Source organism: Mesorhizobium sp. M4A.F.Ca.ET.022.05.2.1 (assembly GCF_003998845.1).
Classification (GTDB): Bacteria; Pseudomonadota; Alphaproteobacteria; order Rhizobiales; family Rhizobiaceae; genus Mesorhizobium.
Genome location: NZ_RZOJ01000028.1, coordinates 1 through 12,520 on the forward strand (window position 1 = coordinate 1; position 12,520 = coordinate 12,520).

The 12,520-nt window shown below is 63.0% G+C and carries 11 protein-coding genes; 9 read left to right on the forward strand and 2 right to left on the reverse strand.

Translation table 11 applies throughout. From position 1 onward, the window contains the following. Positions 1-113 precede the first annotated feature (113 nt). The 8 genes from EN745_RS05560 to EN745_RS05595 all read left to right on the forward strand — a co-directional run bounded on the left by EN745_RS05560 (position 114) and on the right by EN745_RS05595 (position 9,984). Entirely contained in the window at positions 114-497 is a 384-nt protein-coding gene (locus EN745_RS05560; protein WP_127420732.1) for a cytochrome c family protein, read from the forward strand. Positions 498-797: 300 nt separating this feature from the next. Beyond that, positions 798-1,886, forward strand: a complete 1,089-nt coding sequence (locus tag EN745_RS05565) for a hypothetical protein (RefSeq protein WP_126058633.1) — start codon at positions 798-800, stop codon at positions 1,884-1,886. 33 nt (positions 1,887-1,919) lie between these two features. Then, the gene (locus tag EN745_RS05570; RefSeq protein WP_127420733.1) at positions 1,920-3,065 is read left to right on the forward strand and encodes a hypothetical protein; all 1,146 of its coding nucleotides are present in this window, start codon (positions 1,920-1,922) and stop codon (positions 3,063-3,065) included. Between the two features lie 24 nt (positions 3,066-3,089). After that, positions 3,090-5,000, forward strand: a complete 1,911-nt coding sequence (locus EN745_RS05575) for an ATP-binding protein (protein WP_126058631.1) — start codon at positions 3,090-3,092, stop codon at positions 4,998-5,000. Positions 5,001-5,059: 59 nt separating this feature from the next. After that, positions 5,060-5,470 carry a DUF559 domain-containing protein gene (locus EN745_RS05580; protein ID WP_127420734.1) on the forward strand — a complete coding sequence of 137 codons (411 nt, stop codon included), beginning with the start codon at positions 5,060-5,062 and terminating at the stop codon, positions 5,468-5,470. A gap of 68 nt (positions 5,471-5,538) precedes the next feature. Beyond that, on the forward strand, positions 5,539-6,846 hold the full coding sequence (locus EN745_RS05585) for a DUF6638 family protein (protein WP_127420735.1): 1,308 nt from the start codon (positions 5,539-5,541) through the stop codon (positions 6,844-6,846). 15 nt (positions 6,847-6,861) lie between these two features. Continuing rightward, positions 6,862-7,986, forward strand: coding sequence for a DUF2333 family protein (locus tag EN745_RS05590; protein WP_127420736.1), 1,125 nt, complete (start codon positions 6,862-6,864; stop codon positions 7,984-7,986). A gap of 318 nt (positions 7,987-8,304) precedes the next feature. Further along, the gene (locus EN745_RS05595) at positions 8,305-9,984 is read left to right on the forward strand and encodes a formate--tetrahydrofolate ligase (protein ID WP_127420737.1); all 1,680 of its coding nucleotides are present in this window, start codon (positions 8,305-8,307) and stop codon (positions 9,982-9,984) included. 72 nt (positions 9,985-10,056) lie between these two features. Here EN745_RS05595 and EN745_RS05600 read toward each other — a convergent pair whose 3' ends face one another. Continuing rightward, on the reverse strand, positions 10,057-10,704 hold the full coding sequence (locus EN745_RS05600) for a cysteine hydrolase family protein (RefSeq protein ID WP_127420738.1): 648 nt from the start codon (positions 10,702-10,704) through the stop codon (positions 10,057-10,059). Between the two features lie 125 nt (positions 10,705-10,829). Between EN745_RS05600 and EN745_RS05605 the strand changes: the two genes are divergently transcribed. Beyond that, the gene (locus tag EN745_RS05605) at positions 10,830-11,822 is read left to right on the forward strand and encodes a helix-turn-helix domain-containing protein (RefSeq protein ID WP_127420739.1); all 993 of its coding nucleotides are present in this window, start codon (positions 10,830-10,832) and stop codon (positions 11,820-11,822) included. Between the two features lie 18 nt (positions 11,823-11,840). Here EN745_RS05605 and EN745_RS05610 read toward each other — a convergent pair whose 3' ends face one another. Then, positions 11,841-12,398: a sugar O-acetyltransferase gene (locus EN745_RS05610; RefSeq protein WP_126058625.1), complete on the reverse strand. Its 558-nt coding sequence runs from the start codon at positions 12,396-12,398 to the stop codon at positions 11,841-11,843. Between the last annotated feature and the right edge of the window lie 122 nt (positions 12,399-12,520).

Below are 12,520 nucleotides of genomic sequence, written 5' to 3' on the forward strand. Positions count from 1 at the left end.
GTCGCGGATCTGAGGGCGCGCCGGCCGGATTGAACGCTTCCGCAATCCCGCCATCATATGCGGCGCTTGTTAAGGCATGGGCCCTATTCACGTGCCCCAGCCAGGAGTCCGCCATGTTTCGAGCCATTTCGTCCGCCGTCGTCCTTGTCGTCGCCGACATCGCAGCAGCCCATGCCGCAGGAGACGCCGCGCTTGGCAAGAAGGTCTTCAACCGCTGCATGGCCTGCCATGACGCGACGACCGACCACGACAAGGTCGGCCCGCATCTTCTGGGCGTCGTCGGCCGCACCGCGGGCACGGCCGCGAATTTCAACTATTCGCAGGCCATGAAGGATGCCGGCGCCGGCGGCCTGGTCTGGGACGAGGCCAATCTCGCGCTCTACCTGCGCGCGCCCAAGCTGAAGGTGCCCGGCAACAAGATGGGCTTCAACGGACTGACCAACGACGCCGACATCGCCAACGTCATCGCCTATCTGAAGGCCGACCCCAAGCCCTGATCCCCACGGCTGCCCGGCAGTCGCCGGTTCCCTCAGCAATTGTTTGCCGAATATCCAGACGTGGTTCCGGTGGCAAGCGAATGCTTCGCCGGCGGTCCGGTAGCGCGAGAGTCGAGCTGCAAGAGAAATGCGCCGGCGCGGCGGGCTGCTAGTCTCGCCATGAGCATGGTTCGTTTGTCTTTCAAGGGAGAAACGAAACCTTTTGTTTTCGCGACGCCTCTGGTCTTGCGTCTTTCAATCCCAGAATGCTCCACATATATTCGCGCCGACACGAAACCGATGCCGATGCGGGAGGCCCCTATGGCGACATTGCAGAATTTCGATGCCGAGATTGCCAAGACCAAGCAGGTCGTGCAGGACATGCGCACGAAGATCGAGCAGTCCGGAACGGTGCTCGACACGCTCGCTCAGGCCGACAAGAAGATCGGCGACGCCAATTTCGACATCGAAAACGCCCGCATCGAGGATGTGCTCAAGCAACAAAAGATCATGGAAGGCAACATCGCCGACCTGATCATCGGCCTTGAAGACGCCACCAATGTCTTCGGCGCCGAATTCGAGAGCATGAAGAGCTACACCGGCTGGGAAAATTTCGTCGGTGTCTTCTCCGAGCAGCGCAAGCAGCGCATGCGCACCGATCGTGTGCGCAACATGTCGCTGGCCGGCAACCTGCAGGAACTGCTGGCCAAATCCGACACCATTGTCGGCATCCTAAAGGCGCAGAAGCAGATCCTCGACCAGCGCTACAAGACCTCCGAGACCAGCCTGTCGCAAGTGATCGAGCGCCGCAAGACGACGATGTCCAACCTCGAAGCGGTGCAGAAGCGCATCGAGGAGCTCAACCCGATGCTGCTCGACATCGAGAACAAGATCGCCGCCTCGACCAGTCAGAAGGAGCGCACCGAGCTCGAAGGCGAGCGCTCGAAGATGGCGACCGAATACAATGAGAAGCAGGCCAAGGAGCAGGAATTGCTAGCCGAAAGCCAGACGCTGGAGCGCTACACCTCGATGTTCCAGACCTTTGTGGACTCTCTCAACAACCAGATCGCGGCGCAGTCGACGCTGATCAACAAGCTGACCATCGACACCGAGCAGCGCATCGTCCTCTACAAGGCGCTGGAAGACTCACTGAAAACCGCCGCCCAGCAGGACGTCGCCCACAAGATCAACACGCTCGGCAGCCAGGTCGACAACACGGCGGAGGAGACCATGGCCGGCATCGGCGCCGCCTCGCAGAAGCACATTGGCGATCTGCTGGAAATGCACGAGAAGAACATGGTGGCCTCGGCCGACATCCAGCGCCGCAAGAAGCTCGCCGACGATGCCTTCGCCCGCCGCTTCGACGAAGTGATGAAGAAGCACAATTCCGCCAACTACGTACAGCAGTAGTTGGCGGCAGGCGTTCGTCTCCAAGGCAGTCCGATGACCCCCGAAAATGAAGCGGCGGCGCGCTACTTTTCCGCCATCACGGCGGCGCTGAGCGGGCTGGAAGTGTTCATGCGCGACGATCGCTCGCCGCTCTACCGGCATGGCATCGTCGCCAGGATTGTCGCCGAATACATTGCGCGGCTGGACAAGTCGTTTTCCTGCTGGCGCAACCGCCTCGGCTTCATGGAGACGTTCCGGATCTCGCGCGCCGACAGCGGCTATCCGGTATTCCAGAACCTGCTCGAACTCGAGAACGACCGCCGTCAGGCGGAGAGCCGGCTGGCCAATATCCCGCAGGCCGGAGAGCTTCGCGAGGAAATGGCCGACTTCATCCTGCGCCACAAGGAATTTCCCGAGGCGCTGCAGAAGTCGATGGCCGAGCGGCTCTATCTGGAGGACGTCAGGAGCGAGCAGACCTTCGGCCCGTTCACGCTGGCGCAGACGGCGAAGGTCTCGGTCAACCCCAAGACCTTTCGACCCTATTACCTGGTGCATTGGGCCTGCTTCGACGGCAGCGCCAACCTGCCGTTGATCTATATGGTGACGGTGGAGGATTCCTCGGAGAGCATGGTGCGCCAGCTCATCGATGCCAACGGCAAGTTGAACGAGCGGGTCGACATCCCGCTGCCGGTCGACGGGCTGCTCAATCCCGAGCTTGCCCACCGCTTCGACGATTTCACCGAGAAGAATTCGGCCTATACGCTGTCGCCGGCGACGATCGCGGTCAATCTCGACAAGGATTTCGAGCCGCTGCATCCGAAGCAGCTCCGCCGCGTCGTGCTCGGCCCCTTCTATTCGGCGGGCATCACCGACAACAATTCGACGGTGACCGAGGTGCTGGCCAAAGTGCGCAGGCCGGAAAACGCCTGGCTGCTCACCTGGACCATCCAGGAGATCTTTTCCAAATCGGAGAAGCCCGGCCGCAAGGGCCTGTTTTCGAGCGAGAAGACGACGCAGGAATTCTTCATCAACACCGACGATCTGGAGGCCGCGCGCCAGGGCGTGTCGAGCTACGAGAACCATGCGCTGATCCCGCACGAGGCCTATCAGGCGCTCTATGCCGCCGGCGAGGCGCAGAAGATCTTTTCCGGCTACAAGGTCCACATCCTGTCCAACGGACAGGTCATCTCAGACGTCTGACCGTCACACCACGGAGCATCCTTCATGGACACCGGCCTGACCACGATCTCGGAAGCTGCGATCGAAAAGCACCGCGCCACCGCGCAAAGCTTCATTACCCGCATCGTCGTGCTGGAGGATCCGTCCCGCGAATCCGGCACAGCGCTCGCCGGCACCAACCGCCGCTTCGTCTCGACGGTGTCGGTCGGTTCGGTGCGCCGCACCCGCGAGGTCGAGCTGTCGAAGACGGTCGCCGCCGTCCACCCCGACGACCAGTTGCTCACCATTCCCCAGCACACGCTGCTGTTTCGCGCCCGGCGCGGCCTGGCGATCGCGCTCGCCATCTCGGACGTCTTCGCCGAAGGCTCCGACCTCGAGAGCCTGCAGGCCAAAAACGCCCGCGCGCCGCTCGAGGGCGACGAAGCCGCGACCTTCAAGAAGCTTCTGTCGGCCTCGGCCTACATTTCCGCCTTCAGCCTCGCCTCGTACCTCTTCCAACTGATCGACAGCGACGGAGAGGCGCCCAACGACATCGCCGAGCCCGACTTCCTGTTCGACACGCAGCAGGACGCGGTGAAGTCGATCATTGCCGGCCTCGACAAGGCAATTGCCGGCTCCAAGGACGATGCCGATCTGATGACGCGGGCGCGCGCCTTCGCCCGCGTCGCCATCGACGGGCTCCTGGCGAGAAAAGGCCGCTTCGACGGCATCGGCCCGTTCGAGAACGCCCATATCCGCATCGACGTCGACGATTTCACCCTCGACGGTTTCGACGTCGCGCCCGGCAAGCGCTCGAAGCCGCTGGTGATGACCTTCAAGAAACCGGAGGAGGTCGTCGGCAACCACATTGCCAAATTCCAGTCGGTCAGGCTCGCCAAAATGCTGATGGCCTACGATTTCGAGCGTGAGCTGAACCCGTTCGTCGAGCTCGGTGGCTTCCTGTTCACCTTCATTGGCGACGGCGCGCCGGGCACAGGCAAGACGACGCTGATCCAGATGATCGCCGGCCTCGTCCACGACTACTGCCAGGTTGCCGGCTATCCCTTCGCCTACGAGAATTTCGGCGTCGACCAGATCTCGTCCTATCAGGGCAAGTCCGGCCAGAACTGCCGCCAGTTCATCAACAACGTGCTCAATCCGCGCGTCATCGGCTTCGGCACCATCGACGATATCGACCAGGTGGCGGCGCGGCGTTCCGACGATCGCGCCTCCGCCGGCCAGCAGGAGATCACCGGCGTCCTGATGGACGCCTTTGCCGGTGCCGGCACGGTGGTGCGCGGCAACTGCGCCTTCGGCATGTTCTCCAACTATCCAGAGAATGTCGACGACGCGCTGCGCCAGCGCGCCGGCGCCCGCTGGCTGGTCGATGGGCCGCAGACCCGCGACGACTATATCGACATCTTCGTGCTGCTCGCCGGAAAGAACCACAAGATCCCGCTCGGCGACCACAAGCTCTATGCCGCGCAGGAGATCCAGCGCGCCGTGACCGAGGCCTATGAGGAGCATGAGAAGCCGCAGGAAGATGGGCTGATCAAGGTCTATGAGCGCTACATGAAGGAGAATGGCGCGCCGAAATCGATGGCCGACATCGGCACCTACCTGCACATGATCAAGGATGCCGAGCCGCGCTTCACCGGCCGCGCCATCAAGAACGTCACCGACGCCATCAAGATGCGCGCCATGGACATCGAACTGCCCGACGAATGGTTCGAGAAGCCGGAAGCCTTCATGCACAAGAGCTACGACGACAAGAAGGCAATGATCGAGGAACTGCGCGGACCGTTCTCGATGGACATGGTCATGCAGGAGATCAACCGCTACGCCGACTCGGAATTCCGCTATTCCGACAAGTCCGACGACGCCGCCGTGACTAAGATGATCCGCGACACCAGGCTGCGCGACCGCGCCGTGCGCGAAATCGAGGAGATGAAGAAGAAGGGGCTATGGAATGCTTAATCTTCCTACTCCCCGTTCACGGGGAGAAGGTGCCCGAAGGGCGGATGAGGGGCAGCGCCATGCGTGGAAGAAATGAGCCCAAGGTCACGAGGGCCCGTGAGCTACGGAAGGTTGAAAACGATGCTGAGGAAAGGCTGTGGCATGAACTGCGTGGACGGCGATTGAACGGCCACAAGTTTGTTCGCCAACTACCGATTGGGCCCTATTTCGCAGACTTCGCCTGTCGTGAAGCTAATCTGGTCGTGGAAGTCGACGGCAGCCAGCATGCGGGTCGGTCTCGGGATCGATACAGAGATGAGACGATGAATGGAAATGGTTGGTCGGTATTGAGAGTTTGGCATGCGGATGTTTTGACCAGCCGCGCGAGCGTGCTTGATACGATCATCGCAGCCCTTGATGGCCGGCTAGATCGCAAAATGATTGGTATCGATGTGAGATTTCTGCCGGTCGCCACGTCGGAGCAAAGATGATGAGCGCTTGCGCCGCCCCTCATCCGCCCTTCGGGCACCTTCTCCCCGTGAACGGGGAGAAGGCATAAATGACCCACCCCGCCAAGAAACCCGACCTTCTGCGCGACAATGAACTGATCTACGGCAGGCTGCTGATCGTCGACGAACCGCACCTCATCCAGCGCTACAACAAGGCCCTCGTCGCCTTCGGCCTCAATCCCACCAGGCTGAACAGCTTCCAGATCGACCGCACCGGCTTCTCGCCGGAGATCGCCGACGAATGCGGCGACTACGACTACCTCGACCCCAACGAGGTCAATCGCCGCTTCATCATCCTGACGCCGTCGCAGATCGACCTGCCGGTGGTCCACACCGCCTTTTCCAACACCTCGCAGCTGATGTTCGAGTTCATGTCCAAGAACCGGCGCGCCATCGACGCACTGACCATCAAGGATGTGATCTACGGCGAGATCGAGGACTCGGTCCCCAAGGTCAACGACATCGAGGACCTGCTGTCGATCAACCAGGTCGAGTTCAAGGTGCTGTCGGCCGAGGACGTGCTCGGCAAGGCGGCCGAGCTCGGCAAGCTGGTCGACCGGCTGAAGCAGGAGCCCGACGCCTGGCGCGACAACGCCATGCTTGAGCGTATGGTCGAGCTCGCCAAGGTCTGCGGCGACATCCGCGAGAACGCGCTGGTGCCGGACCAGGTGATCTTCCGCCATAACGCATACTGGACCAGCCATTTCGGCGGCCTCTACGTCTTCGTCGATCCCGACATGACGACGGTGATCAGCGAGCCGGCCGCGCCCGGTTTCCGCCGCTCGCGGCCGTGGCAGGTGAGCTATCTTTCGATCAGGGACGCCGACAAGGTGTTCAAGTTCCTCGCCGCCACCGGCCGCATCGAATTGCCGCGCGCCTCCTGGATCGAGTCATCCGGCTATCTCGAGCATCGCGCCGAAATGGTGGTGCGCGCGCTGATCCGCGACGCCGAGCCGAACCGCAATCTGACGGACGTCGACAAGGTCTGGCTGCAGACCTGGATCCACGGCCATACCGACCTGATCACCAAGGACGGCAATTTCCCCTTCCTCAACGCCGCCAAGCGCGAGATCGCCCAATATGGCCATCTCAAGATCGAGGACGTGTTCCCGCAGCAGCGCTTCCTGGTGATCCGCGCCAGGCCCGATCATCCAGACGCCTGGCTGACCAATCAGCTGATCTCCGACTTCGTGCCGCAGGACTTCGTCTCGCGCTACGTCTTCAACAAGCCCGGCTTCTACAGGGACTATGACGGCTTCAGCGACGCCTGGCGATCGCATGTTGTGGACGTTCTGAAAACCACATATTTGAAAGACAAGGCGGCGTTTCGCACACGCCTCTACGGCTTGACTGATTGAGGGGTGACGAGAGCCATGCTTGACCCGATTGTGAGTTTCTTCACCCAAATCTTCCAGTGGATCGGCCGCGGCATTGGTCTTCTCGTCGGCGTGATCCTGTGGCCGTTCATGTGGGCCGGCCGCTGGTATGGGCAGCGCGGCTGGATCCTGAAGGCGGTGGTTGGCCTCGGCTTGCTGGTGCTCATCGGCCTCTACGCCAATTTCTTCTACGCCACCCAGTGGTGGACCAAATTCAACCCGAACTATCCCGATACCTATACGTTCGAGAAGCGCAACGTGTCGGCCGGCGAGCAAGTCTCGGCCGGCGCGGGCACCGATACGGCCAAGACCTGCGGTAACTCGGCGATCGCCCAGGTGGCGGCCGATCTGACCGACTTCAACGTCAACCAGAATGCCTGGATCTCGTCGATGATCCTCTACAAGCTCGGCCTGTTCGGCATCGACTGGGACCACACGCCATGGATGGACAACAAGGCCTCCTTCCAGCGCGGCATCAACCAGGCGGTGCGGCGCACCGCGACCGAGCTTGCCGACAATCTGGGCCGCGTGCGCACGACCTCGCAGATCGACGCCGATCTCCAGGATGCGCGCGGAAATCTGCAGTTCGACGAGGAGACCTGGTACTTCGGCCTCAATCCGTTCGGTCCGAAGACGCCGACCCCGAGCTACTATCGCGATGCCGTGCGCAAGCTGCGCTCCTTCAACGCAAGGCTGGCCAGCTGCCAGGCGACGTTCGACGCCCGCGCCGACAATCTCAAGCAATATATCGACCGCATTTCGTCCGACATCGGCTCGACCTCGGCAATCCTCAAGGAGCGCGCTGAGAACCACAATGATGGCTGGTTCGATTTCCGCGCCGACGACCGCTTCTGGTTCGCCTACGGCCAGCTCTATGGCTACTACGGCCTGATGAAGGCCGCCCAGGCCGACTTCGAGGATGTCATCAAGGAAAAGCACCTGCAGAACCTGTGGGACACGATGGATTCGCAATTCGTCTCGGCTCTGCGCATCCAGCCCCTCATCATCGCCAACGGCCGCGAGGATGGCTGGCTGCTGCCGACGCACCTGACCACGATGGGTTTCTACGTGCTGAGGGTGCGCTCCAACATGGTTGAGATCAGCAACGTGCTGACGCAGTAGCCGCACCCCTCTCGCCATGGGGGCTGGCGGATTTGCGCCGTCGCCCCTGTCGCATTCGGTGCATTGCGCGGCTGTTTTGGGACGGCGGCGGGGCATCCGCTCTGGCTTCTATACGGCGCAACGACCGGGCTCCATACAGCCGACCGCAAACGGCCCGGCAGCAGGAACACTCTTTCTTCGCAGGAAACATAGTTGCATGAAAGTTGACGCCGCGACAGCGACAGGGTTAGAACATGCCCTCACGCCCGCACGGCGTCTCGAACATGCACAGATGATCAAACCCGTCCCCTCCACCGACCAATCCAGAGGAAAGCCGTCATGGCCGAAGTGAAGTCCGACATCGAGATCGCGCGCGCCGCCAGGAAGAAACAGATTCAGGAGATCGGCGCCAAGATCGGCATTCCGACCGAGCATCTCCTGCCCTACGGCCATGACAAGGCCAAGGTCTCGGCCGAGTTCATCAAGTCGGTGAAGGGCAACAAGGACGGCAAGCTGATCCTCGTCACCGCCATCAACCCGACCCCTGCCGGCGAAGGCAAGACCACGACCACCGTCGGTCTCGGCGACGGCTTGAACCGCATCGGCAAGAAGGCGGTCGTTTGCATCCGCGAAGCCTCGCTCGGCCCGAATTTCGGCGTCAAGGGCGGCGCCGCCGGCGGCGGCTACGCGCAGGTCGTGCCGATGGAGGACATGAACCTCCACTTCACCGGCGACTTTCACGCCATCACCACGGCGCACAATCTGCTGTCGGCGCTGATCGACAACCACATCTACTGGGGCAACGAACTCGGCATCGACACCCGCCGCGTCGCCTGGCGCCGCGTCATGGACATGAACGACCGGGCGCTGCGCGAGATGATCTGTTCGCTCGGCGGCGTCGCCAACGGTTATCCGCGCGAAGGCGGCTTCGACATCACCGTCGCCTCGGAAGTGATGGCGATCCTGTGCCTTGCCACCGACCTCAAGGACCTCGAGAAGCGCCTCGGCGACATCATCGTCGCCTACCGCCGCGACAAGTCGCCGGTCTATGCCCGCGACCTCAAGGCCGACGGCGCCATGGCGGTGCTGTTGAAGGACGCCATGCAGCCCAACCTGGTGCAGACGCTGGAGAACAACCCGGCCTTCGTCCATGGCGGTCCGTTCGCCAACATCGCCCATGGCTGCAACTCGGTCGTCGCCACGACGACGGCGCTGAAGCTCGCCGACTATGTCGTCACTGAAGCCGGCTTCGGCGCCGACCTCGGTGCCGAGAAATTCTTCGACATCAAGTGCCGCAAGGCCGGCCTCAAGCCGGCGGCCGCCGTCATCGTCGCCACCGTGCGCGCCATGAAGATGAATGGCGGCGTCAAGAAGGAAGACCTCGGCAAGGAGAACATCGAGGCGGTCAAGAAGGGCTGCCTCAACCTCGGCCGCCACATCGAGAACGTGAAGCAGTTCGGCGTGCCGGCGGTGGTGGCGATCAACCACTTCACCACCGACACCGAGACCGAAATCCAGGCGATGAAGGACTTCGTCAAGGCGCAGGGCGCCGAGGCGATCCTGTGCAAGCACTGGGCGCAAGGCTCGGCCGGCATCGAGGATCTGGCGAAGAAAGTCGTCGAGATCGCCGAATCCGGTGCCTCGCAGTTCTCGCCGCTCTATCCCGACGAGATGCCGCTGTTCGAGAAGGTCAACACCATCGTCAAGCGCATCTACCGCGGCGACGAGGCGATCGCCGACAAGTCGATCCGCGACCAGCTGCACGCCTGGGAGCAGGCCGGCTACGGCAACCTGCCGGTCTGCATGGCCAAGACCCAGTATTCGTTCTCGACCGATCCGAACCTGCGCGGCGCGCCGACCGGCCACACCGTGCCGGTGCGCGAGGTCCGGCTCTCGGCCGGCGCCGGCTTCGTCGTCATCATCTGCGGCGAGGTCATGACCATGCCCGGCCTGCCCAAGGCGCCGTCCTCCGAAAAGATCTTCCTCAACGAGGCCGGCCAGATCGAAGGCCTGTTCTAGGCTTCCTTTCGGCTGCGAAAACAAAGGGCGCCGCTTTCGCGGCGCCCTTTTCATTTGCGGATTTGAGCGCGGCTAAGCTGCATTGCGCGCCAGCGCGCGCTGATTGGAAGCAAAGATCGTGTCGCGTTCCGGCAAAGCGCCGGTCTTCAGGCAGTCGACCCACTCGGCGGTCTTGAGCACCGCCGCGAAGCGCGACTGCAGGATGATGGTGACCACGCGGTGGATGTCCTCGGCAGAAGCATAGCCGGCGCTGTTGGCGTAAGGCACCGAGCCGCTGGCGTCGGACAGGAACTCCACAGCAAAGCCCATATGCACGGCATGGATGATGGTCGACAGGTCGCAATTGTGCGTCATGTAGCCGACGACCGCGATCGTATCGATGGCATTGGCGCGCAGCCACGCCTCGAGATCGGTGCCGGTGAAGGCTGAGGGCAGCGTCTTCTCGACATAATGGTCGCGGCTTCGCCTGGCGATCGCGGGATGCAGCTCGCCGCCATGGCTTCCCTTGGCGAAGATCGGCGAGGTCTCCGGCGCCATCTGCTTGATGACCACTACCTTGACGCCGGCTTCCGCCGCCGCGTCCATGGCGTGCGCCACATTGACGACGCTGTCGCGGAACGGCGGATGCTGGATGGCGAGATTGCCGCCATCATAGTCATTCTGGACGTCGACGACGATGAGGGCGCGGCGCGGCTGGGTGCTAATGGCTGGTGCGGACATGGCGATCTCCTTTCGACCGGGTTGATGGGCAGAAGCTAGGCCCGGCGCCAACGCGGCAAAAGTGTCCCGATTGACTTCATTCGAAAGAATTGGGACAATCTTGTCTGTTTTCTCCCGGAGCTCCCATGGCCGACCCGATCGTCGCCGTCATCGCCTTCGACGGCATCAGCCCCTTCCACCTCTCCGTGCCTTGCCTCGTGTTCGGCACGGACCGCACCAGGCTCGGCCTGCCGCGCTTCGATTTCCGCGTCTGCGCCATGGAGGAGGGACCGATCCACACCGACGCCGGGCTGACTATCGCCGTCCCGCATGGGCTTGCGGCGCTCGACGATGCCGACATCGTCATCATTCCAAGCTGGAAGGATCTCGAAGACCCGCTTCCGGCGGTGCTGACCGAAGCGCTCGGCCGCGCCCACCGGCGCGGCGCGCTGATCGTGGGGCTGTGCCTCGGCACGTTCGCCATCGCCGCCGCGGGACTGCTCGGCGGGCGAAAGGCAGCGACGCATTGGGCCTATACGGACAGGCTGCAGACGCTCCATCCCGACATCGCCGTCGATGCCGACGTGCTCTATGTCGACGACGGCGACATCGTAACCTCGGCCGGTGTCGCCGCCGGCCTCGACTGCTGCCTGCATATCGTGCGCGCCCGCTACGGCGCGGAAGTGGCGTTGCGGCTTGCCCGCCACGTCGTGCTGTCGCCGCACCGGCAAGGCGGCCAGGCGCAATTCATCGAGCGCCCGCTGGCGCCGACCTCGACCGCCGACCGGTTCGCGCAGGCCCTCGACAAGGTGCGGGCGACGCTCGGCGAGGCGCACAGCCTCGACAGCGTCGCCGAGGCGGCCGGCCTCACCCGCCGCACCTTCACGCGCCGCTTCCAGAAGTCGATCGGCACCAGCTTCGGCGACTGGCTGGCCGACCAGCGGATCGCGCTGGCGCAGAGGCTGCTGGAGGCGACGGAGAAATCGATGGATACGGTGGCCTTCGAAGTCGGCTTCGGCAGCGCCACCTCGCTGCGCCAGCATTTTTCGGCGCGGCTCAAGACCTCGCCGATGCAATATCGGCGCGAGTTCTCCAGGAGTGCCGGCGCCAAAAGGCCGACACACGCCGCAATGTTTTGACCCGAACGGGCAAGCCGCTCAACGCTGCCTGACCGGCCGCGCCGGATTGCCGACCACCGTGGTGTTCGCTGCGACGTCGCGGGTAACCACGGCGCCAGCGCCAACGATGGCACCATCGCCGATCGTGACGCCGCCGAGGATGATGGCGCTGCCGCCGATCCAGGCATCGGCGCCGATCGTCACCGGCTTGGCGATCTCCAGCCCCGCCTGCCTTGCTGCAGCCTCCCTGTGATGCTCGGCGCAGTAGATCTGCACATTAGGCCCAAGCAACGTCCGCTTGCCGATGCGCACCGGCGCCGTATCGAGGACCGTGCAGCCGGCATTGAGGAAGACACCATCGCCGAGAAAGAGGTTGAACCCGTAGGCGCAGTGGAACTGCCCCTCTATGCGCGCCCCCTCGCCCGTGCTTCCCAACAATGACCGCAATGCCGGGCCGATGTCGCCGCGTTGCCGGGGCGGCAGGCCGTTGTGCTCGAACACCGCATCGCGCGCGGCGACGCGCAGCGCTTCCAGTTCCTGATCGAGGCAAGTGTACCACTCGCCCGCCGCCATCTTCATGCGCTCACTTGCCGTCATGGCCGCGTCTCCATCGAATTACTGCCAAAGCACAATCCTTTGCTGGGCGAAAGCCTGCTGGCCAAATGTCCGGCCTATGCTAGCTTGCTCGCGCCGGACTGTGCGAGGTCCTGACATCGAGG